Source organism: Rhizobium sp. LjRoot30, assembly GCF_964253915.1.
GTDB lineage: Bacteria > Pseudomonadota > Alphaproteobacteria > Rhizobiales > Rhizobiaceae > Metarhizobium.
Window position 1 is genome coordinate 287,731 of the sequence record NZ_CAXUSG020000005.1, and the last position, 20,808, is coordinate 308,538.

Here is a 20,808-nt window from a genome sequence, read left to right on the forward strand (position 1 = left end):
CGTAACGGTAAATGCTGTTTTACTGTTACGTACTTCTCCGCTGGCGGCAGAGCCGCTCTATTGACCCATCTCGATGGAGGGCCAGCCGGTGAGCGCGGATGACGAGGACTTGGAGAACTCGCTATCGCGAGGTTCGAGGGGGGAGTTTGATCGCCTGATGAGTGATCACCGCTTCCGTGTAACGGATCGCAACCGCGCAATCCTGAAGTACCTCTCGGATCTGCATTTTTCCGGAGAGAGCGATGGTGCAAAAGCCTACTCGATCGCAATCGATGTTCTTGGTCGCAGCTCCGACTTCGAGCCTTCACTCGATCCCATTGTGCGGATTGAACTCAGTCGATTGCGATCGGCGCTGGAGGCTTACTACTGTGCATTCGGTCATGAGAGCCCGGTGTGGCTGACAATACCGAGAGGCCGATATGTCGTCCGTTTCGTGAGTGCCGCGCAGCAGAAATCCGATTGCGATCCGGGCGGTCGAGGCAATGAAGCCGACTTCGGTGATGGCGATTGCGATGACGAAGCAGTGGCATCCGGTGGGCATCGACCCGCGGGCTGGCGGGATTTCGCTGCGGCTGCCTCATGTTTCTGTTTTCTGGCTGTCGCGGTTGCGGCTGTCTGGTATCTGACGGAAGGATGGGTTGGATCTACCCAGCCCACCGTCACGGTAACCGTCACCCCCGTCGGGGAAAGCTTGGATCTCCATTCCAGTGCGTTGCGTGACAATCTGCAGGTGGCCCTCGTTCGGTTCGATACACTGAGAGTCGGTTATGCCGGCGCCGATCGTCATCGGCCTGCCGATTATACCATCGATATCCGGTTTGTCGAAACGCCGCATCTGCGTCGAGCGCAGTGGCTCATTGTCGATAATCACGACAAAAGTCTGCTTGATGGGGGTGTTGAGGAGGTCAGCGCCGAGAACATGCCTCACGAGGCCGCGGACCAGCAGCTCGCCACATTGCTCGCCATACGAATTGCCGATCGGGATAGCGCGATCAGCAAGGCGGAGATGGAGCGGGCACCAATGGCGTCGCGGGGGAATGCGTGTATCCTTCGCGCCTACAAGGCGGTCCGGACGCAGAACGAGCCCGAGATTGAAGCCGCATTTGATTGCCTTCAGCGAACTGTCCTGGCCGATCCGAGGAATGCGACTGCCACCGCGTTTCTTTCCAAGGTCGTTGCGACCAAGGGGAACAAGGAGGCCCGGCAGCTGGCTGCAACGCTTGCGGAGCAGGCGGTGGTGTACGATCCGAGGTCCGACGTCGCGCAACTGGCGCTGGCCAAGAGTCATTTCGCCAACGGGCGTTTGGACGCGGCGATCGGATCAGCGCGGCTTGCGCTTGCCGATAATCCAAACAGCGCAGACACGGCAGCGACACTTGCCTTCTACCTGTTCTCTCGTGGCGAGTGGGATGAAGCGACCAGAATGGCGAATTTAGCCCTGAGCTTCAAGGACATCGTGCCGACGGAAGCCCTTCTGGTGAAGGCGCTCGACGCCTTCCGAAACAAGGATTGGGCTTTGGCTGCGCGCATTGCCAACGAAATCTCGCCCCGAGACAGTCTCGCACGGGTGGTGAGGGCTGCAGCGCTCGGCCGGCTCGGACCGAGCGCCGACACCTCCATGGAACTCATCGAGCTGCGGACGCGCTATCCCGATCTCTCGCGTGAAAGCGAGGAGTTGATCCGTGCGCAGCTTTTCCGTTCGCAGTTTGCCTTTTCGCTGAAAACAGGCTTGGCCCTGGCCTCCGCCAACTACTCTGCTGCCGCCACAACGGATCGGGAGCCGGATTTATGACAGCGACTGCCGCCGCGGTTGATTGCACCGGCATGGAGGTCGCCGGGCGGCAGAGGAGAAGGGGTGCGGGTTTCGTCCGCAAGGCCCCCTGAGGGGCGGCCCGTAAATGTTACCGTTGCGTACTTGTTGAAACAGACCTTCGATCAAGGATGTGCAGGCAGCAGGAAAGGTGGAGACAATGCGGCGAAATCGGATGTTACATGGTGCAACAGTGGTGGCAGCGGCCTTGGCGCCAGCCGTGGCTTATGGTGCCGAGGGCGGCATCGGCTTTTACCTGCTGGGTTCGAAAGGTCCGTCCGCTGCCGTCATGCCACCTCCCGGCGTATACTTCCAGAATGATCTCTATTTCTTCAGCGGTGACGTGGGAGCCGGAAAAGAACTCCCCACTGGCGGGCGGCTGGCCGTTGGCGTGCAGGGCGATGCAGTCATTGAGCTACCGACGCTCATCTGGGTCCTGCCCGAAGAAATTGCCGGCGGGCATCTGGGGCTGACGGCATCGCTGCCGATCGGCTGGAAGAAGACCAATGCCGACCTGACACTCGCCGGTCCTCTCGGAGGTACGGCAAGCGCCTCGGTCAGCGACGCGGTTTTCACCGTGGGGGATCCGGTCCTCGGCGGTTTCCTGGGATGGCAGAACGGCGATTTTCATTGGCAGGTCGGCACGATGGTCAACGTTCCGATCGGCGACTATCAGGAGGGCGAGATTTCCAACATAGCCTTCCATCACTGGGGAGCCGACGTTTTCGCAGCGGCGACCTGGCTCGATCCTGATTCAGGCCTAGATCTCTCCGGCGTCGTGGGGATGACCTTCAACGCGGAAAACCCGGTGACGGACTATCGCAGCGGCAACGAGTTCCATTTCGAATGGGCCGCCGTCAAGCATTTCAGCCCCCAGTTCGATGCCGGCTTGGTCGGTTATTATTACGATCAGCTCAGCGGTGACTCCGGCGATGGCGCGAGTGGACCATTCAAAGGGCGGGCAGCATCGATCGGCGCCACAATCGGTTGGAATTTCAAGGTCGGAGAAACACCTGTCTCGGCCAGGATCAAGTATTTCCACGAGTTTGCTGTCCGAAACCGCGCCGAAGGTGATGCGGTCTTTCTGACGGTTTCAATGCCACTGTCCATCACCAAGTAGAGGGTTTTGTAACCTTGAGGCGTCAGGATGTCCTTCTATAAATGAGAGGGGCAAGTGGGATGGATCGAGTGATGGTGAACGGCCGACCTTGGCTGATGCGGGCAATGGTCTACGTCATGTGCCTGTTTGTCTGGTCAGCATCCAGCCATGCCCAGCAGGAAAAGGATGCGTCGACTGCTCAGCCAGCGAACGTGCGGGAATTCCTGATCCTGCTCGACAAGCCGGACGTCCAGCAATGGCTCAAAAGTCAAACGACGGTTGCCGCTGCGCCAGATCCCGAGGCGAAGGCCGAGGCTGGCATCGCCGGCTTTTTCGCCTCTCGCCTGGCCGAGATCCGCAGCCGTGTCGGGCTGGTTGCCGACGGCGCGATGAACATTCGCGCAAGCATCGAAACCGCAGCAACGCGTCTGCGGGACGAATTGTCCGCCAATGGGCCGCTACGGACAATATTGCAGCTTCTTTGCCTGCCGTTGTTTGCCTTCATCGGAGATCGGATGCTCTCGCGTCGCAGGCTTGCCTTGGGTGCTTCGGCACCGCAACGACGCGACCCCGCAGGGCTGCCATCGGCCGCAGGCCTCGCAGGCTTCATCATCGGTGCTATCTTGCCCCTGGTGCTTTTCGGCTGGACCGACCTTCTCAAACATGCCGCTGTCGTGATCGCGCTTGCGCTTGTTGGGATAAAGCTGGTGATTTTTGTCGGACGAGTCTGCGTAGGTGCGCTGGATGCAGAGCCTGTCGCCGAGGAACCGACGAGCGAAACATCCGAGGCGGACGAACGCGTACCGGCTTCGCATGCGATACGCCGCCATTGGTATGTCAGCATTGTCGGTCTGGTCAGCTATTTCCTGATCGGCTGGAGCCTCATCGCGTTGGCTGAGCTTTTCGGCGTTGTGGGTGGCTCCATGCTCCTGCTGGTCTATGTGCTGGCATTCGGATTGTTCGCAATCGCCTTGTGGGCGTTGTGGTCCAGGCCGCAACCGCGGAAAGTCGGCGTGTGGGACGAGACCTGGACTTCAGGAATATGGAGCGCCGTCCTGGCGGCGCTGCTCTTTTTCTGGCTTGCAGGCCTGCATGCACTGCTCTGGATCGGACTAATGGCGATCGTGCTGCCATTCTTGCTTCCCTTGTCTTCGAGGGTTGTCCGGGCGCTCTTGAACGATTCGGTCCCGGAACGGCGTGCCCCGATGGCCCGGGTGGTTTTGGTCGATCGCGGGCTGCGTGCGATAATCGTCGCCCTGTCAGTTTGGTGGCTGGCGCATATTCTCGGCCTGGAAGCGACGAATATGGCATCCGGGCAGACCGTTCTCGATCGTGTCGGCCGGGGCGTTCTTCAAGGCGTGGTCGTCGCAATTGTGGCGGATCTCCTTTGGGCGTTCGCCAAGGCACAGATAGAGGCGCGGATGCAGGCAGGCTCGCCGGAAACCGTCCTGAGCGACGACGAGAAGAGCCGAGCGTCCCGTTTGAGAACCTTGCTGCCGATTTTGCGCAATGTGCTGGCAGCCGCCATCGGCATCGTTGCGATACTGATGGTCCTGGCGGGGCTAGGAATAGAGATTGCTCCACTGCTTGCCGGCGCAGGTGTCGTTGGTGTCGCCGTCGGTTTCGGTGCCCAGACCGTCGTGAAAGATGTCATCAGTGGCGTGTTCTATCTCTGGGATGATGCCTTCCGCATCGGCGAATATATCGAAAGCGGGAAGTTCAAGGGTGAGGTGGAGTCGTTCAGTCTGAGGTCTGTGAAACTGCGCCATCACCGCGGTCCGTTGACCACCGTGCCATTCGGTGAACTGGGCGCAGTGCAGAACATGAGCCGCGATTGGGCCGTCACCAAATTCAACCTGCGTGTCGGTTACGACACCGACCTGGAGCAACTCCGCAAGGTTATCAAAAAGGTCGGGCAGGAGCTTGCGGAGATCCCAGAGTACAAGGACAATATCATCAGCCCCTTGAAGATGAAGGGCGTTGTCGATTTCGGAGAATATGCCATCGAGGTGCGTGTCGGCTTCACGACAAAGCCGGGAGAGCAGTTCATGATCCGGCGCCAGGCAATGACGATGATCCGGTCGGCGTTTCGGGAAAATGGCATTCATTTCGCCGTGCCGACGGTGCAGGTTTCCAATTCCGAGCATGGCGATGCAGCCGATGCTGCGGTTGCTCAGGCGACACGCTTGCGTGAACAGCGCAAACAAGCGGAAATCATGGCGACGGGCGGCGGGGAGTAGGCATCGAAAATGCCACTCACCGCGTTTTTCATGTGCGAGGAGTGGCTCATCTGCCTCTGCATTCGCTGTAGACCTCCCGAAAATCCCGCGCATTTCCGGCTAAATGTGCGTCCGCCTAGCTACGCCGTTGGCAATTCCACCGTCTGGTGAATGGTAGGAAGGTGACTATCGGCGATGGCGAAGGTCCTCGGCGGCGCTTGCAATCCGGGGCCAAAAAGAGCAAAGCAGCAACCACGCATTCAACGGAGGAGCGTCTTGATGTCAGCTTCGGCGTCCAGCCTGCGGGCGGTGGATCATCTCGTATTGCCCACGGCGAGCCTCGGTCTTGCCAGAAATCGCCTGACGCAACTTGGTTTTACTGTCGCAACCGACGCCCGTCATCCTTTCGGAACGGAGAATGCCTGCGTCTACCTGGCCGATTCGACCTATCTCGAACCGCTCGCCGTTGCAGATGTCGATGAGTGCGTTGCTGCGGCGAAGGCAGGCAATGTTTTCGTCGCACGCGACCAGGCATTTCGCTTTCGCCGGGGTCAGGAGGGATTTTCCGGCATCGCGCTTGCAAGCAGCGATGCGCAGCGTGACGACCAATTCTATCGCGAAGCCGGATTGTCCGGTGGACCGTTGCTAACGTTTTCGCGGCCGGTGACGATGCCGGACGGAACGAGCCTGGTTGCGTCGTTCCTCCTGGCCTTTGCAGCCGACCTGCGTTCGCCCGATTTCACCTTTTTCACCTGTGAGCGCAAGAACCCGCTCCCTGCCGACCGGTCCGCGCTGGAAGCGCATCCGAACGGTGTGTGCGGACTTTCTGAACTGGTATTTTCCGAGCCGGGACCGGCAGATTTTTCCAGTTTTCTGCATTACATCGTTTCCGGTGAAACGGCTGTCGCGAGCGAAAGTGCCGTATCCGTCGATGCGGCCAATGTGCGTCTTACAGTTCTCGACCCGAAGGCTACCGAGGAGCGCCTTGGCTTGCGAACCTCGACCCACTCGCGCGGCTTGCGCGGGCAGGCCATTGTTTTCCGCACCCGGAACCTCGATGCGGCGCATCGGGTGCTGAGTGCCAATGCCATCGCGTTCACCGTCAGGGATGACAGGCTTATCGTGCCGCCAGCTCCGGGCCAGGGCGCCGTTTTCGTATTTGAGGACATATCATGACTGCAGTAACCACCAATTCCAGCGTCGTCGTCGGAGAAGGCAACGGCAAGGTTACCTTCTCCAACAGCGCGCGGCTGTCTCTGATCGCCGGTCCATGCCAGATGGAAAGCCGCGACCACGCCTTCATGGTGGCCGGTCGGCTGACGGAAATCTGCAAAACGCTCGGCCTCGGCCTCGTCTACAAGTCGTCATTCGACAAGGCGAACCGCACCTCGCTGTCCGCCGAACGTGGTATCGGCCTGGAAAAGGCGATGGAGGTTTTTGCCGATCTGAAGCGCGAATACGGCTTTCCTGTTATCACCGACGTTCACACGGAGGAACATTGCGCCCTCGTGGCCCCGGTGGTCGACGTGCTGCAGATCCCGGCCTTCCTGTCGCGGCAGACCGATCTTCTGGTCGCCGCCGCGAAGACCGGCCGGGCCGTCAACGTCAAGAAGGGCCAGTTCCTGGCGCCTTGGGACATGAAGAACGTCCTCAACAAGCTGAACGCCAGCGGCAATGCCAATATCCTGCTGTGCGAGCGCGGCGCTTCCTTCGGCTACAATACGCTGGTTTCCGACATGCGCTCGTTGCCGATCATGGCCTCGATGGGCGCGCCTGTTGTCTTCGATGCGACGCATTCGGTTCAGCAGCCGGGCGGCCAGGGCGGCTCGTCGGGCGGCCAGCGCGAGTTCGTCGAGACGCTGGCACGGGCGGCCGTTGCCGTCGGTGTCGCCGGCGTGTTCATCGAAACCCATGAAGATCCCGACAATGCGCCCTCGGACGGCCCGAACATGATCAAGCTCGATGACCTGCCGCGGCTTCTCGAAAAGCTGCTGGCTTTCGATGCGGTGTCGAAGTCGGCCTGACGGCGGTTGACCTCTGTCGGCGCGGCTGTTTTCGACAGGAAAAGGCCGCCCGGCACCCCGCGTCAAAGGACTGACATGAAGGTGTAATAGGCAGGTCCGACAGGCTATCCGGTGACGCATGCACGCCATTGTAATTTGCGCCACATCGTCTAAGACAGCATTTCAAACGATTTTATCACCCCCTAGGCAGGAAAAAACCATGACGGCAATTACCGATATCGTCGCTCGCGAAATCCTCGACAGCCGTGGCAATCCCACGGTCGAAGTCGACGTTCATCTCGAAGATGGCAGCATGGGCCGTGCGGCCGTGCCGTCGGGCGCTTCCACCGGTGCGCATGAAGCGGTCGAGCTGCGTGACGGCGGCAAGCGTTATCACGGCAAGGGTGTCGAAAAGGCTGTCGACGCGGTCAACACCGAAGTCTTCGATGCCATCGGCGGTCTCGATGCCGAAAACCAGATCCAGATCGACAAGCTGATGATCGAGCTGGACGGCACGCCGAACAAGTCGCGTCTCGGCGCCAACGCCATCCTCGGCGTTTCGCTTGCCATTGCCAAGGCCGCAGCCCAGTCCTCGGGCCTGCCGCTCTATCGTTACGTCGGCGGTCCGAACGCCCATGTCCTGCCGGTGCCGATGATGAACATCATCAATGGCGGCGCGCATGCCGACAACCCGATCGATTTCCAGGAATTCATGATCATGCCGGTCGGCGCCGAGACGCTGGCCGATGCCGTGCGCATGGGTTCGGAAGTCTTCCATGTTCTCAAGAAGGAACTGTCGGCACAGGGCCACAACACCAATGTCGGCGACGAAGGCGGTTTCGCTCCGGGCCTGAAGAGCGCCCCTGATGCCCTCGACTTCATCATGAAGTCTATCGAGAAAGCCGGCTACACGCCGGGCGACGACATGATGCTGGCGCTCGATTGCGCCTCGACGGAATTCTTCAAGGACGGCAAGTACGTGCTGGAAGGCGAAGGCCGCACGCTCGAATCAGGCGCCATGGCGGAATATCTCGCCGAACTCGCCGCCAAGTACCCGATCATCTCCATCGAAGACGGCATGGCCGAAGACGACTGGGAAGGTTGGAAGACGCTCACCGACCTGATCGGCAAGTCCTGCCAGCTCGTCGGCGACGACCTGTTCGTCACCAACTCGGCGCGCCTGCGCGACGGCATCAAGATGGGTGTCGCCAACTCGATCCTCGTCAAGGTCAACCAGATCGGTTCGCTGTCGGAAACGCTCGATGCCGTCGAAACCGCCCACAAGGCCGGCTACACCGCCGTCATGTCGCACCGCTCCGGCGAGACCGAGGATTCGACGATCGCCGATCTTTCGGTCGCTACCAACTGCGGCCAGATCAAGACCGGCTCGCTGTCGCGCTCCGACCGTCTTGCCAAGTACAACCAGCTGATCCGCATCGAGGAAGGTCTCGGCCCGCAGGCCGTCTACGCCGGCCGGTCGATCCTGCGCGGCTGATCGCTGCCATCACAGATGGTTTTTTCCGAACCCGCGGCGGCAACGCCGCGGGTTTTCTTTTGCGGCGCGCAAACACGGTCAACGGACGGTTAATCTCTCTGCGCTAATTTTCTGCTCAGTGTATTGCGTATCAGAGCTTCGCATAAATGTGGACAAAACATCATAAGAAACGGAAACTCGGCCGTCTCATTCTGCCTGCGATTGCCGTCGCTTTCGTTTCCTACTTCAGCTATCATTCTGTCCACGGCGATTTCGGCCTGATTGCCGCCGAGGCTTTTGAGAAAAAGCGCGTCGAACTCGATGGTGAGCTGAAGAAGCTGACGGCCGCGCGTGAGTCGCTGGAGCGACAGGTTTCCCTGATGAGTGATGGTTCTCTCGAGAAGGATATTCTCGACGAGAAGGCGCGTTACGCGCTGAATGTGTCGCGCAGCGACGAAATCGTGATTTTCAACACGGAATTCTAATTAACCGAAAATCGGTTAATATGAAATAATTATTTAATTTCAGATGTTTACCAAGAATGTTAGCCATGCATTTCTAGCATTGCTGTGGCGTGCAAACTTGCCTATGGTGTGTGCACGCTTTTGAAACATAATCGAAACATCAGGGAGGGATGAATGGCGCCGAGAAAAACCGCGTCCGTATCCGGCCGTAAGACGACGGCAAAGCCTGCCAAAAAGGATTTCACGGGTGGCACGATTGCGGAATTCGACCGCGATCAGGAACTCGCTGCCTATCGTGAGATGCTGCTCATCCGCCGTTTCGAGGAAAAAGCCGGCCAGCTCTATGGCATGGGCTTCATCGGCGGCTTCTGTCACCTTTACATTGGCCAGGAAGCTGTCGTCGTCGGCATGCAGATGGCGCTGAAGGATGGCGACCAGGTCATCACCGGTTATCGCGACCACGGCCACATGCTGGCGACCGGCATGACCGCGCGTGGCGTCATGGCCGAGCTGACCGGCCGCCGGGGTGGTTACTCCCGGGGCAAGGGCGGCTCCATGCATATGTTCTCCAAGGAGAAGAATTTTTACGGCGGCCACGGCATCGTCGGTGCGCAGGTGTCGCTCGGCACCGGTCTGGCCTTCGCCAACAAATACCGCGGCAATGACAACGTCTCGCTCGCCTATTTCGGCGACGGCGCGGCCAACCAGGGCCAGGTCTACGAAAGCTTCAACATGGCGGCCCTCTGGAAGCTGCCCTGCATCTACATCATCGAGAACAACCGCTACGCCATGGGCACCTCTGTTGCCCGCGCTTCGGCCGGCGTCGATTTCTCGCAGCGCGGTTCGGCGATCGGCATTCCCGGTTTCCAGGTCGACGGCATGGATGTTCGCGCCGTGAAGGCTGCGGGTGACGAGGCGGTCGAGCATTGCCGTTCCGGCAAGGGTCCGATCATTCTCGAAATGCAGACCTACCGCTATCGCGGTCACTCGATGTCCGACCCGGCGAAGTATCGCTCGAAGGACGAAGTGCAGAAGATGCGCTCCGAGCACGATCCGATCGAGCAGGTGCGCGCCCGTTTGATCGAGAAGGGCTGGGCCAGCGAGGACGATCTGAAGGCCATCGACAAGGATGTCCGCGACATCGTTGCCGACAGCGCCGATTTTGCCCAGGCCGATCCGGAGCCGGATGTATCCGAGCTCTACACCGACATTCTCATCTGATCGGGAGGGAAGACCATGCCCATCGAAATTCTGATGCCCGCACTCTCCCCGACGATGGAAGAGGGCACGCTGTCCAAGTGGCTCAAGAAGGAAGGCGACAAGGTGTCTTCCGGTGATGTGATCGCCGAGATCGAGACCGACAAGGCGACCATGGAAGTGGAAGCCGTCGACGAAGGCGTGATCGGCAAGCTTTTGATCGCCGCCGGCACGGAAGCCGTCAAGGTCAACACCGCGATTGCCGTGCTTCTGCAGGATGGCGAAAGCGCCGCCGACATCGGCTCCGCCAAGCCGGCGCCCAAGGCGGAAGAGGCGGCACCTGCTGCGGTGAAGGCTGAAGAGCCCGCCAAGCAGGCGGCTGCTCCGGTTCCGGCTGCACCGAAGAGCGAGACGCCCGCCGATCCGGCGATCCCGGCCGGCACTGAAATGGTGACGATGACGGTGCGTGAAGCGCTGCGCGACGCCATGGCCGAAGAAATGCGCGCCAACGACGACGTGTTCGTCATGGGTGAAGAAGTCGCCGAATACCAGGGCGCCTACAAGATCACCCAAGGCCTGCTGCAGGAATTCGGTCCCCGCCGCGTCGTCGATACGCCGATCACCGAGCATGGTTTTGCCGGCGTCGGCGTTGGCGCTGCCATGGCCGGCCTGCGTCCGATCGTCGAGTTCATGACCTTCAACTTCGCCATGCAGGCGATCGACCAGATCATCAACTCCGCTGCCAAGACGCTCTACATGTCCGGTGGCCAGATGGGCGCGCCGATCGTCTTCCGTGGTCCGAACGGTGCGGCTGCGCGCGTTGCCGCCCAGCACAGCCAGGATTATGCCGCCTGGTACAGCCATATCCCGGGCCTCAAAGTCGTCATGCCCTACACGGCAGCCGACGCCAAGGGTCTGCTCAAGGCCGCCATCCGCGATCCGAACCCGATTATCTTCCTCGAAAACGAAATCCTTTACGGTCACAGCTTCGAAGTGCCGAAGCTTGACGATTTCGTGCTGCCGATCGGCAAGGCGCGCATTCACAGGACCGGCAAGGACGCCACCATCGTTTCCTTCGGCATCGGCATGACCTATGCGATCAAGGCCGCCGACGAACTGGCCAAGCTCGGCATCGACGTCGAGATCATCGACCTGCGCACCATCCGTCCGATGGATCTGCCGACGGTGATCGAATCGGTGAAGAAGACCGGCCGCCTCGTTACCGTCGAGGAAGGGTATCCGCAGTCGTCGGTCGGCACCGAAATCGCCACGCGCGTCATGCAGCAGGCCTTCGATTATCTCGATGCGCCGATCCTGACGATCGCCGGCAAGGATGTGCCGATGCCTTACGCCGCCAACCTCGAAAAGCTGGCGCTGCCGAATGTCGGTGAAGTCATCGAGGCGGTGAAGACCGTCTGCTACAAATAAGGGAGGGTTTTTCGATGCCGATCAACATCACGATGCCGGCCCTCTCGCCGACGATGGAAGAGGGCAACCTGTCCAAGTGGCTGGTCAAGGAAGGTGACACGGTCAAGTCCGGCGATGTCATCGCCGAGATCGAGACCGACAAGGCGACCATGGAAGTGGAAGCCGTCGACGAGGGCGTCGTCGCCAAGCTCGTCGTCCCGGCCGGCACGGAAAACGTCAAGGTCAATTCGCTGATCGCCATCCTCGCCGCCGACGGCGAGGATGTGAAGGCCGCCGCAAGCGGCGCGGCATCGTCCGCGCCGGCTGCTGCCAAGGCTGAAGAGCCGGCGGTTGCCAAGAGCGAACCGGCTGCCCAGCCGGCTCCCGCTGCCGCACCGGCTCCGGCCGCCGCACCTGTGGCATCGGCTTCGACCGGTGGGTCGCGGGCGTTCTCTTCGCCGCTCGCTCGCCGCTTGGCCAAGGAAGCCGGTATCGACCTGTCTGCGGTTGCCGGCTCTGGCCCGCATGGCCGTGTCGTCAAGAGCGATATCGAAAAGGCGGTTGCCGGCGGCGGCACCAAGGCCGCAACTGCACCTGCAGCACAGGCGACCGCTGCACCGGCACAGGCCGCGGCACCCGCAGCCACCTCTGCCGCCAAGCCTGCCTCCGACGACGCCGTGCTGAAACTGTTCGAGCAGGGTTCTTACGACCTCGTGCCGCATGACGGCATGCGCAAGACCATTGCCAAGCGCCTGGTCGAATCGAAGCAGACGATCCCGCATTTCTACGTTACCGTGGATTGCGAGCTCGACAAGCTTCTGGCGCTGCGTGCCCAGCTGAATGACGCGGCACCCCGCAAGGACAGTGCCCCGGCCTACAAGCTCTCGGTCAACGACATGGTGATCAAGGCCATGGCGCTGGCGCTGCGCGACGTGCCGGATGCCAACGTCTCCTGGACCGACAATGCCATGGTCAAGCACAAGCATGCCGATGTCGGCGTTGCCGTGTCGATCCCGGGCGGTCTGATCACCCCGATCATCCGCAAGGCGGACCTGAAGACGCTGTCGGCAATCTCCAACGAGATGCGCGACCTCGGCAAGCGAGCCAAGGATCGCAAGCTGAAGCCTGAGGAATATCAGGGCGGTACGTCTTCGGTGTCGAACATGGGCATGATGGGCGTCAAGCATTTCTCGGCTGTCATCAACCCGCCGCATGCGACCATCCTGGCCGTCGGTGCCGGCGAACAGCGGGCCGTGGTCAAGAACGGCGCACTGGCGATTGCCACCGTCATGAGCGTGACCCTCTCGACAGACCATCGCTGCGTCGATGGCGCGCTCGGCGCGGAACTGCTGCAGGCGTTCAAGGGCTACATCGAAAACCCGATGGGCATGCTCGTCTGAGTGCTTGAGCGGAGGCGGACGTGACGAAAACCGTTCTGTGCTACGGTGACTCCTTGACCTGGGGGTATGATGCGGCCACGGTCGGCCGCCATGCCTACGAGGATCGCTGGCCGAGCGTGCTTGCCAAGGCGCTCGGTCCGTCCGTTACCGTGATTGCGGAAGGCCTGAACGGCCGCACCACCGCCTATGACGATCATCTCGCCGATTGCGACCGCAACGGCGCGCGCATCCTGCCGACGATCCTGCACAGCCACGATCCCATCGATCTGGTGATCATCCTGCTCGGTGCCAACGATATGAAGCCGGTGATCTGTGGCACGGCCTTCGGCGCAGCCCAGGGCATCCAACGGCTGGTAGGGCTGGTTCGTCATCATGCCTGGTCGATCGACAACGGCGAACGGCCCGACATCCTCATCGTCTCACCGCCGCCGATCTGCGAAACGGCGAATGCCGCCTTTGCTGCGATGTTTGCCGGCGGTGTGGAAGAATCCGCCCATCTGGCGACGCTCTACCGTGATCTGGCCGATGAACTCGGCTGCGGTTTCTTCGATGCCGGATCGGTGGCGGCAACGACTCCGCTCGACGGCGTGCATCTCGATGCGGAAAACACCCGCGCCATCGGCCGCGGGCTGGAGCCGATCGTGCGCGTCATGCTGGGATTGTGATCATGCCCGTTATGCTCCGTCCAGCGGAGCGGCGGGATGCAGCGGAACTGGCGGTGCTGATCGACATCGCCTCGCACAGCTTCGCCACATGGCTCTGGTATGGCGGCGTGCTGCGCGGCGAAAGCGAGACGGCGATGGAACATGGTCGCAGCCGCATGCGCGACGACCAGCAGCAGGGGGGCTGGCGCGACGCGGTGATCGCCGAAATCGGCGGCGACGTTGCCGGCCTAGCGGTCGGTTACCGGCTGGATGAAACGGTTGCGACAGCGCCGTCCGACCATCCGGCGCTGGAGCCGCTGCTGGTCCTGCAGCGCCCGCTTGCCGGGCACTGGTTCGTGGATAGCCTGGCCGTCTACCGCCGCCACCGGCGATACGGCATCGGGCGGGAATTGATGGAAGATCAGATCGCCCGCTCCGGCGGCGGCCCGGTCAGCCTGATTACCGAGAGTTACAATGACGCCGCCCAGGCGCTGTATGGAAGTCTGGGATTTGCAGAGGCGGCGCGCTGCGAGGCGGTGCCGCTATACGACAACAGCAAGAAGCACGAATGGGTCCTGATGACCCGCAACGCGGCTTGAGACGGAGGCAGAAACACCATGGCTGACAACTACGACGTCATCATCATCGGCTCCGGCCCGGGCGGATACATCGCGGCGATCCGGGCGGCACAGCTCGGCATGAAGGTGGCCGTGGTCGAGCGCGAGCATCTCGCCGGCATCTGCTCCAACTGGGGCTGCATCCCGACCAAGGCGCTCTTGCGCTCAGCAGACGTGCTGCACAGCGCCCAGCACGCCAAGAATTACGGCCTGACGCTGGAAGGCACGATCAAGCCGGACCTCAAGGCCATCGTCGCCCGCTCACGCGGCATCGCCGAGCGCATGAACGGCGGCGTCGGCTTCCTGTTCAAGAAGAACAAGGTCGATATCATCTGGGGTGAGGCGAAGATCACCAAGCCGGGCGAAATCGTCGTCGCCAAGACCACCAAGCCCATCCAGCAGCCTCAGGCGCCGCTGCCGAAGAATGCCAAGGGCGAGGGCACCTATACTGCCAAGCACATCATCATCGCCACCGGCGCCCGCCCGCGGGCATTGCCGGGCATGGAGCCGGACGGCAAGCTGATCTGGACCTATTTCGAGGCGATGAAGCCGGAGGAAATGCCGAAGTCGCTGCTGGTCGTCGGCTCCGGCGCCATCGGCATCGAGTTCGCCTCCTTCTACCGCACCATGGGCGTCGATGTGACCGTCGTCGAGGTGATGAGCCAGGTGATGCCGGTGGAAGATGCCGAGATTTCGGCGCTGGCCAAGAAGCAGTTCGACAAGCAGGGCATGAAGATCCTGCTGGAAGCCAAGGTCACCAAGGTGGAGAAGGGTGCGAACTCCGTCACCGCCACCGTGGAGAAGAAGGACGGCTCGAAGGAGACGATCACCGCAGACCGAATGATCTCCGCCGTCGGCGTTCAGGCCAATGTCGAAAACATCGGCCTTGAGGCGGTTGGCGTCAAGACGGATCGCGGCTTCATCGCCATCGACGGTTACGGCAAGACCAGCGTGCCGGGCATCTACGCGATCGGCGATGTCGCCGGCCCGCCGATGCTGGCTCACAAGGCCGAGCACGAAGCAGTGATCTGCATCGAAAAGATCGCCGGCCTGCCGAACGTCCATCCGATGGACAAGGCGAAGATCCCGGGCTGCACCTACTGCAACCCGCAGGTCGCCTCCGTCGGTCTCACCGAAGCCAAAGCCAAGGCGGAAGGCCGCGACATCCGCGTCGGCCGTTTCCCCTTCGTCGCCAACGGCAAGGCGATCGCGCTCGGCGAGGACCAGGGTCTGGTCAAGACGATCTTCGACAAGAAGACCGGTGAGTTGCTCGGCGCCCATATGGTCGGCGCCGAGGTGACCGAACTCATCCAGGGTTTTGTCGTCGCCATGAACCTGGAAACGACGGAAGAGGAACTGATGCACACCATCTTCCCGCATCCGACGATTTCCGAGACGATGAAGGAAAGCGTGCTCGACGCTTACGGCCGGGCGCTGAATGCCTGAAGAGTGTGCGCGGCGGCTCTGGTAAAGGGAGCGGGAAATCGCCATGTCAGAGGGGGACGTTACCATACCGTGGGTCGCCATCCTGCTGGCAGGGGTGGTGGTTGCGGTGTTGGCACGGTTGACGATAGGCGGACGCTTCATCGGACACCTGTCAAAGACGCTTCCCGGCGCGGCGATGGGGTGTTTGCTGGCGGAATGGCTGGAGATGTCGCTTCTTCAGCTGGTTCCAGGATTTGACTTTCCCTTCCTGGCGCAGGTGTTGCATGCAGCGATTGGTGCTTATGGCCTGATGCTGATATCGATTGTTGCTCGGAGACGGAGGCTGTAGCGCGGTATGGATGGAATAGGTTGGATTGCGACCATCGTCATCGGTGGTCTGGCAGGCTGGCTTGCCGGCAAGCTGATGGGAATACGCTTCGGCATCTTGATGAACATCGTGATCGGTGTCGTCGGCGCAATTCTCGCCAACGCCATCTTCGACAGCGCGAACATCCATGTTGCCAGCGGATGGCTGGGTTACTTGGTACAGGGTTTCGTCGGCTCGTGCATTTTGCTATTCCTTGCCAAGATCGTCAGGCGCTGACGCCCCGCATGGAATGCGGTTGAAAGCAGGTTTTTATGGTTACCATTCTCGACAGGACGATACCTTCGGAAGAAAAACGCGTACGGCATCCGGAAAAGGCCCATCGGCCCGACACGGAAGTCATGCGCAAGCCGGACTGGATCCGCGTCAAGGCGCCGACATCCAAAGGTTATGCGGAAACCCGATCGATCGTGAAGGAGCACAAGCTCGTCACCGTCTGCGAAGAGGCGGGCTGCCCCAATATCGGCGAGTGCTGGGACAAGAAGCACGCCACCTTCATGATCATGGGCGAGATCTGTACCCGCGCCTGCGCCTTCTGCAATGTCGCCACCGGCAAGCCGAATGCGCTCGACATGGCCGAACCGGAAAACGTCGCCAAGGCGGTGAAGGAGATGGGGCTGTCCCACGTCGTCATCACTTCCGTCGACCGTGACGACCTGGCCGATGGTGGCGCCGAACATTTCGAGAAGGTGATCTGGGCAATCCGAGCCGCTTCGCCGCAAACGACCATCGAAATCCTGACGCCCGACTTCCTGAAGAAGCCAGGCGCGCTGGAGCGTGTGGTCGCCGCCAAGCCGGACGTCTTCAATCACAACATGGAAACCGTTCCGGGCAACTACCTGACGGTTCGTCCGGGCGCGCGCTATTTCCATTCCGTCCGCCTGCTGCAGCGGGTGAAGGAACTCGACCCGACGATGTTCACCAAGTCCGGCATCATGGTCGGCCTCGGTGAGGAGCGCAACGAAGTGCTGCAATTGATGGACGACCTGCGCACCGCGGATGTCGACTTCCTGACCATCGGCCAGTACCTGCAGCCGACCCGCAAGCATCACAAGGTCGAAAGGTTCGTCACCCCCGACGAGTTCAAGTCCTACGAGACGGTGGCGTACACCAAGGGTTTCCTGATGGTGGCGTCGAGCCCGCTGACCCGCTCCTCGCACCACGCCGGCGACGATTTCGCCCGGCTGCGGGCAGCGCGCGAAAAGAAGCTTCTCGCTGCCGCGGAATAGACATTCGTTTCGTCTTCCTATAAGCCCCGCCGTCCGCCCGACGGCGGGGTTTTTCATTTCGGGAAGGGAACGGCGATGACGGTTTCGATCACCATCGATGAAGCGGCCGGGAAACTGAAGGTTGCCGAGCGGCTGTTGATCATCGGCTGTTCCGGCAGCGGCAAAAGCACGCTGTCGCAAAAACTCTCCTCTCGTTTTGACCTGCCCCATGTCTCCATGGACCGGGAAATCTTCTGGTTGCCCGGCTGGCAAATGCGGCCGCGACCGGAGGCGCGGGCGCGGCTGGAGGCCGTCGTCACACAGCAACGTTGGATCATCGACGGTACCAGCCCCGGCACCTTGGCGTTGCGGCTGCCGCGCACGGATCTTGTCCTCTGGCTCCGCCCGCCGCGCCGGGTGTCGCTTTACGGCGTCATCTCCCGCTGGCTGCGGTTTTACGGACGCTCGCGTCCGGATATGGCCGATGGCTGCCCGGAAAAAATCGATCTCGAATTCCTGCGCTACATCTGGAATTTCGAGAAGACGGAAACTCCGGAAATCGAGGAAAACCTGGCGAAGTACGGACCGCATGTCCCGGTTCTGGTGTTGAAATCCCGGGCAGCGACCAACTGCCTACTTGCAAGAATTGCAGAGGATCATTAGCTCTCGGCCATGCCTCAATTCGAAACCACCCGTCCTGTCCTGCATTCCCCCGAGAAGATGTTCGATCTTGTCGCCGACGTCGAGCGGTATCCCGAATTCCTGCCGCTCTGCGAGGCGCTGGTTGTTCGTTCCCGCAAGGAGCGCGACGGCAAGGTGCTGCTGGTTGCGGACATGACGGTCGGCTACAAGGCGATCCGCGAGACCTTCACCACCCAGGTGCTGCTGAACAAGGCCGAGCGCATCATCGACGTCAAATATATCGACGGGCCTTTCAAATATCTCGACAATCGCTGGCGCTTCGAAGAGGCTGCCAAAGGTTGCGACGTGCGTTTCTTCATCGATTACGAATTCAAGAGCCGTATCCTCGGCGCGCTGATGGGCTCGATGTTTGACCGTGCCTTCCGCATGTTTGCCGAGGCCTTCGAAAAGCGGGCGGACACGATCTACGGAACGGCAGCGTCCGTCTGATTTTATTTGGATTTCGTGGCTGCGGCGAATAACATCGCATCGTTGCACGTCTTCACCGAAGACAGCGCTTTTTGTTGAGAGAGTCTCGTGAAATCATTCAGTGTACCGGCGATCATCCTGCTCGCCAGCCTGCCGCTTGCAGGCTGCGTCGATGGCGAACGTGGATATAGCTACAGCAGTTACGACGGCTATAGCGGCTACAATGTCGATCGTTCCTTCGAACGTGACGACCGATATTACGAACGGCGTCGCGAACGGGCCGAGCGGCGCAATTTCGAAGAGCGCCGGCGCGAGCGGGCACGCCTCGATCGGCAGGAAGACATCATCTATGGCGAGGAGCCGGTGCAGGGCCCCAACGTCATTCGCGTACCGGACAATGACGGCGGTTATTGACGTCTCGCGCTAAAGCAACTCCAGCAAAAATGAGGAGAGGTTTTGCTGGAATTGCGTAGAAACAAACAGACAGGGCGTGACCGCGCGCCCTCACTCTGCCGACAGCGACAGGATCATCTCAAACGCCGTCCTGACTGTTGCCAGCCGAACGGCGGTGCGGCCGATGTCGCCATACCGCATTTCCCGATGCATAAGCGCTCCGCTTCTCGATTTTGCCGCAAGGTGAACGAGGCCGACCGGCTTGGCCTCCGATCCGCCTCCCGGCCCGGCAATGCCGGTTACCGCAACGGCAATTCCCGCTCGTGATCGGTAGAGCGCACCGTGAACCATCTGCAGTGCCGTTTCCTTCGAGACCGCGCCGAACTGCAACAGCGTGTCCTGCCGGACGCCAAGCATCTGCTGCTTGGCTTCGTTGGTGTAGGTGACAAATCCCCTGTCGACGACGGCCGACGACCCGGCAATATCCGTCAGTGCCCCGGCAATCAGCCCGCCCGTGCACGATTCTGCCGTAGCGACCATCAAGTGACGTTGCGTGAATCGCCTGATGATCTCGGAAGCCTGTGCCTCGATATCCGCCGGGAAAAGGCTCATTTGGTGGCCTCTCTCCGATAGACAACGGTCGCCGTTGCAATGGCGGCAATGCCTTCGCGGCGGCCGATGAAGCCGATCTTCTCGTTGGTGGTTGCCTTGACCGAACAACGGTCGAGATCGATACCGAGAATCTCCGCCAGCTTTTCGCGCATCGCCACGCGATGCGGTCCGACCTTCGGCGCTTCCGCAATCAGAGAGACATCGGCGTTCATGATCGTGCCGCCATGGTCACGCACGATGCCGGCCGCATGCGCGAGGAAAATGCGCGATGCCGCGCCCTTCCATTGCGGATCCGACGGCGGGAAGTGGTCGCCGATATCACCGGCGCCGCAGGTGGCCAGAAGGGCGTCGGTCAGGGCATGCAGCGCCACGTCGGCATCCGAATGTCCCTTGAGTTTCTGGTCGTGTGGAATGAAGATGCCGCAGAGCGTCACCCCGTCACCGGCTTCCAGTTGATGCACGTCATAGCCGTTGCCGGTGCGCACGTCCGGCAGGTGCCGGGCGGATAGTTTTTCGTCGGCCATGGCGATGTCCCGTTTCACGGTGAGTTTGATGTTGTCGGGCGATCCTTCGACGAGCGTCACGGGATGCCCGGCCCATTCGGCGATGGCCGCATCGTCGGTGAATGTCGTCAGGCCGGCAGCAGCGGCGTTCTCATGCGCTTCGAGAATCAGCGGGTAGGCAAAGGATTGCGGCGTCTGGGCGCCATGCAGGCCGGCGCGCGACACGGTCTCGATCACAAATCCTTCCGGCGAGCCGCGCTTCAGCGTGTCTGCCACCGCCACCGCGGGCAGGACGCTCTCGGCGCCGGCTGCAAATGCGGAAACGACGCGGTCGAGCACGACATGATCGACGAACGGGCGTACCGCATCATGGATCATGACATGCGTCACATCCGTGCCTTGAAACGCGCGTAGCCCGTTGAGCACCGATTCCTGCCGCAACGGGCCGCCATGCACCACCCGCAGACCTTCCAGACCGTCGACGAATCGCAAGGCGTCCCGAAAGAGGATTTCGTCGTCGGGATGGATGACCACGCACATCCGGACCGGGGTTGGCCAGCGGGCGAATTGCTCCAAAGTATGAGCGATGACCGGCTTGCCGCCGATGGCCCTGTATTGCTTCGGCCCCTCTTGCGGAGAGCCTGCGCGTTCGCCGCGTCCGGCAGCAACCACCACCACGCCGATGGACATCATACTCGTGGATTGCATTTGTTCGGCAAATTCCTTTACACGGTCAGTATCGCCCAAGCTCTACAGGCTCCCCCTGTTCTTTTCCAGCATTTGCCTAAAAAATACCGGTTGCCTCGGTGCCCCCTTGGCAAGCGCGATATTACTGGCT

The 20,808-nt window shown here is 61.0% G+C and carries 21 protein-coding genes; 19 read left to right on the forward strand and 2 right to left on the reverse strand.

All coding sequences use genetic code 11. The features are described from left to right. Positions 1 to 157 precede the first annotated feature (157 nt). The 19 genes from ACSQ3I_RS13230 to ACSQ3I_RS13320 all read left to right on the forward strand — a co-directional run bounded on the left by ACSQ3I_RS13230 (position 158) and on the right by ACSQ3I_RS13320 (position 18,876). Positions 158 to 1,792, forward strand: a complete 1,635-nt coding sequence (locus tag ACSQ3I_RS13230; protein WP_435999527.1) for a hypothetical protein — start codon at positions 158 to 160, stop codon at positions 1,790 to 1,792. Positions 1,793 to 1,985: 193 nt separating this feature from the next. Continuing rightward, positions 1,986 to 2,930, forward strand: a complete 945-nt coding sequence (locus ACSQ3I_RS13235) for a SphA family protein (protein ID WP_435999529.1) — start codon at positions 1,986 to 1,988, stop codon at positions 2,928 to 2,930. A 59-nt stretch (positions 2,931 to 2,989) separates the two neighbouring features. Continuing rightward, a complete protein-coding gene (locus tag ACSQ3I_RS13240; protein ID WP_435999531.1) occupies positions 2,990 to 5,149 on the forward strand; it encodes a mechanosensitive ion channel domain-containing protein in 2,160 nt (719 codons plus the stop codon). 258 nt (positions 5,150 to 5,407) lie between these two features. Then, positions 5,408 to 6,304: a VOC family protein gene (locus ACSQ3I_RS13245; protein ID WP_435999677.1), complete on the forward strand. Its 897-nt coding sequence runs from the start codon at positions 5,408 to 5,410 to the stop codon at positions 6,302 to 6,304. After that, on the forward strand, positions 6,301 to 7,152 hold the full coding sequence (kdsA, locus tag ACSQ3I_RS13250; RefSeq protein WP_435999533.1) for a 3-deoxy-8-phosphooctulonate synthase: 852 nt from the start codon (positions 6,301 to 6,303) through the stop codon (positions 7,150 to 7,152). Before ACSQ3I_RS13245 ends, kdsA begins: the two co-directional genes overlap by 4 nt. A gap of 199 nt (positions 7,153 to 7,351) precedes the next feature. Continuing rightward, a complete protein-coding gene (eno, locus tag ACSQ3I_RS13255; RefSeq protein WP_435999535.1) occupies positions 7,352 to 8,626 on the forward strand; it encodes a phosphopyruvate hydratase in 1,275 nt (424 codons plus the stop codon). Between the two features lie 146 nt (positions 8,627 to 8,772). Further along, positions 8,773 to 9,090, forward strand: a complete 318-nt coding sequence (locus tag ACSQ3I_RS13260) for an FtsB family cell division protein (RefSeq protein WP_435999537.1) — start codon at positions 8,773 to 8,775, stop codon at positions 9,088 to 9,090. A gap of 153 nt (positions 9,091 to 9,243) precedes the next feature. Continuing rightward, positions 9,244 to 10,290 carry a pyruvate dehydrogenase (acetyl-transferring) E1 component subunit alpha gene (gene pdhA, locus ACSQ3I_RS13265; RefSeq protein ID WP_435999539.1) on the forward strand — a complete coding sequence of 349 codons (1,047 nt, stop codon included), beginning with the start codon at positions 9,244 to 9,246 and terminating at the stop codon, positions 10,288 to 10,290. 15 nt (positions 10,291 to 10,305) lie between these two features. After that, positions 10,306 to 11,694: a pyruvate dehydrogenase complex E1 component subunit beta gene (locus ACSQ3I_RS13270; RefSeq protein WP_435999541.1), complete on the forward strand. Its 1,389-nt coding sequence runs from the start codon at positions 10,306 to 10,308 to the stop codon at positions 11,692 to 11,694. Between the two features lie 14 nt (positions 11,695 to 11,708). Then, a complete protein-coding gene (locus ACSQ3I_RS13275) occupies positions 11,709 to 13,073 on the forward strand; it encodes a pyruvate dehydrogenase complex dihydrolipoamide acetyltransferase (RefSeq protein ID WP_435999543.1) in 1,365 nt (454 codons plus the stop codon). Positions 13,074 to 13,093: 20 nt separating this feature from the next. Further along, the gene (locus tag ACSQ3I_RS13280; protein ID WP_435999545.1) at positions 13,094 to 13,738 is read left to right on the forward strand and encodes an SGNH/GDSL hydrolase family protein; all 645 of its coding nucleotides are present in this window, start codon (positions 13,094 to 13,096) and stop codon (positions 13,736 to 13,738) included. Positions 13,739 to 13,740: 2 nt separating this feature from the next. Then, positions 13,741 to 14,316: an N-acetyltransferase family protein gene (locus ACSQ3I_RS13285; RefSeq protein WP_435999547.1), complete on the forward strand. Its 576-nt coding sequence runs from the start codon at positions 13,741 to 13,743 to the stop codon at positions 14,314 to 14,316. An 18-nt stretch (positions 14,317 to 14,334) separates the two neighbouring features. After that, positions 14,335 to 15,780: a dihydrolipoyl dehydrogenase gene (lpdA, locus tag ACSQ3I_RS13290; protein WP_435999549.1), complete on the forward strand. Its 1,446-nt coding sequence runs from the start codon at positions 14,335 to 14,337 to the stop codon at positions 15,778 to 15,780. Between the two features lie 43 nt (positions 15,781 to 15,823). Then, positions 15,824 to 16,108 (forward strand): hypothetical protein, encoded by a 285-nt coding sequence (locus ACSQ3I_RS13295; RefSeq protein ID WP_435999551.1) that lies wholly within the window; start codon positions 15,824 to 15,826, stop codon positions 16,106 to 16,108. 6 nt (positions 16,109 to 16,114) lie between these two features. After that, on the forward strand, positions 16,115 to 16,363 hold the full coding sequence (locus tag ACSQ3I_RS13300; RefSeq protein ID WP_435999553.1) for a GlsB/YeaQ/YmgE family stress response membrane protein: 249 nt from the start codon (positions 16,115 to 16,117) through the stop codon (positions 16,361 to 16,363). A gap of 35 nt (positions 16,364 to 16,398) precedes the next feature. Next, positions 16,399 to 17,373: a lipoyl synthase gene (lipA, locus tag ACSQ3I_RS13305; protein WP_435999555.1), complete on the forward strand. Its 975-nt coding sequence runs from the start codon at positions 16,399 to 16,401 to the stop codon at positions 17,371 to 17,373. A 75-nt stretch (positions 17,374 to 17,448) separates the two neighbouring features. Continuing rightward, positions 17,449 to 18,015, forward strand: a complete 567-nt coding sequence (locus ACSQ3I_RS13310) for an AAA family ATPase (protein WP_435999557.1) — start codon at positions 17,449 to 17,451, stop codon at positions 18,013 to 18,015. 9 nt (positions 18,016 to 18,024) lie between these two features. Then, positions 18,025 to 18,483, forward strand: coding sequence for a type II toxin-antitoxin system RatA family toxin (locus tag ACSQ3I_RS13315; RefSeq protein ID WP_435999559.1), 459 nt, complete (start codon positions 18,025 to 18,027; stop codon positions 18,481 to 18,483). Between the two features lie 87 nt (positions 18,484 to 18,570). Then, a complete protein-coding gene (locus ACSQ3I_RS13320) occupies positions 18,571 to 18,876 on the forward strand; it encodes a hypothetical protein (RefSeq protein WP_435999561.1) in 306 nt (101 codons plus the stop codon). A 90-nt stretch (positions 18,877 to 18,966) separates the two neighbouring features. Here ACSQ3I_RS13320 and ACSQ3I_RS13325 read toward each other — a convergent pair whose 3' ends face one another. Together ACSQ3I_RS13325 and ACSQ3I_RS13330 are read right to left on the reverse strand one after the other, a co-directional pair. Beyond that, positions 18,967 to 19,467 (reverse strand): CinA family protein, encoded by a 501-nt coding sequence (locus ACSQ3I_RS13325; RefSeq protein ID WP_435999563.1) that lies wholly within the window; start codon positions 19,465 to 19,467, stop codon positions 18,967 to 18,969. Next, positions 19,464 to 20,678: a bifunctional 2-C-methyl-D-erythritol 4-phosphate cytidylyltransferase/2-C-methyl-D-erythritol 2,4-cyclodiphosphate synthase gene (locus tag ACSQ3I_RS13330; protein ID WP_435999565.1), complete on the reverse strand. Its 1,215-nt coding sequence runs from the start codon at positions 20,676 to 20,678 to the stop codon at positions 19,464 to 19,466. Before ACSQ3I_RS13330 ends, ACSQ3I_RS13325 begins: the two co-directional genes overlap by 4 nt. Positions 20,679 to 20,808 lie beyond the last annotated feature (130 nt).

Coding starts and splice junctions, on each gene's coding strand:
- ACSQ3I_RS13230 (WP_435999527.1), top strand. CDS start 158: ATGAGTGATCACCGCTTCCGTGTAACGGATCGCAACCGCGCAATCCTG.
- ACSQ3I_RS13235 (WP_435999529.1), top strand. CDS start 1,986: ATGTTACATGGTGCAACAGTGGTGGCAGCGGCCTTGGCGCCAGCCGTG.
- ACSQ3I_RS13240 (WP_435999531.1), top strand. CDS start 2,990: ATGGATCGAGTGATGGTGAACGGCCGACCTTGGCTGATGCGGGCAATG.
- ACSQ3I_RS13245 (WP_435999677.1), top strand. CDS start 5,408: ATGTCAGCTTCGGCGTCCAGCCTGCGGGCGGTGGATCATCTCGTATTG.
- kdsA (WP_435999533.1), top strand. CDS start 6,301: ATGACTGCAGTAACCACCAATTCCAGCGTCGTCGTCGGAGAAGGCAAC.
- eno (WP_435999535.1), top strand. CDS start 7,352: ATGACGGCAATTACCGATATCGTCGCTCGCGAAATCCTCGACAGCCGT.
- ACSQ3I_RS13260 (WP_435999537.1), top strand. CDS start 8,773: ATGTGGACAAAACATCATAAGAAACGGAAACTCGGCCGTCTCATTCTG.
- pdhA (WP_435999539.1), top strand. CDS start 9,244: ATGGCGCCGAGAAAAACCGCGTCCGTATCCGGCCGTAAGACGACGGCA.
- ACSQ3I_RS13270 (WP_435999541.1), top strand. CDS start 10,306: ATGCCCATCGAAATTCTGATGCCCGCACTCTCCCCGACGATGGAAGAG.
- ACSQ3I_RS13275 (WP_435999543.1), top strand. CDS start 11,709: ATGCCGATCAACATCACGATGCCGGCCCTCTCGCCGACGATGGAAGAG.
- ACSQ3I_RS13285 (WP_435999547.1), top strand. CDS start 13,741: ATGCCCGTTATGCTCCGTCCAGCGGAGCGGCGGGATGCAGCGGAACTG.
- lpdA (WP_435999549.1), top strand. CDS start 14,335: ATGGCTGACAACTACGACGTCATCATCATCGGCTCCGGCCCGGGCGGA.
- ACSQ3I_RS13295 (WP_435999551.1), top strand. CDS start 15,824: ATGTCAGAGGGGGACGTTACCATACCGTGGGTCGCCATCCTGCTGGCA.
- ACSQ3I_RS13300 (WP_435999553.1), top strand. CDS start 16,115: ATGGATGGAATAGGTTGGATTGCGACCATCGTCATCGGTGGTCTGGCA.
- lipA (WP_435999555.1), top strand. CDS start 16,399: ATGGTTACCATTCTCGACAGGACGATACCTTCGGAAGAAAAACGCGTA.
- ACSQ3I_RS13310 (WP_435999557.1), top strand. CDS start 17,449: ATGACGGTTTCGATCACCATCGATGAAGCGGCCGGGAAACTGAAGGTT.
- ACSQ3I_RS13315 (WP_435999559.1), top strand. CDS start 18,025: ATGCCTCAATTCGAAACCACCCGTCCTGTCCTGCATTCCCCCGAGAAG.
- ACSQ3I_RS13325 (WP_435999563.1), bottom strand. CDS start 19,467: ATGAGCCTTTTCCCGGCGGATATCGAGGCACAGGCTTCCGAGATCATC.
- ACSQ3I_RS13330 (WP_435999565.1), bottom strand. CDS start 20,678: ATGCAATCCACGAGTATGATGTCCATCGGCGTGGTGGTGGTTGCTGCC.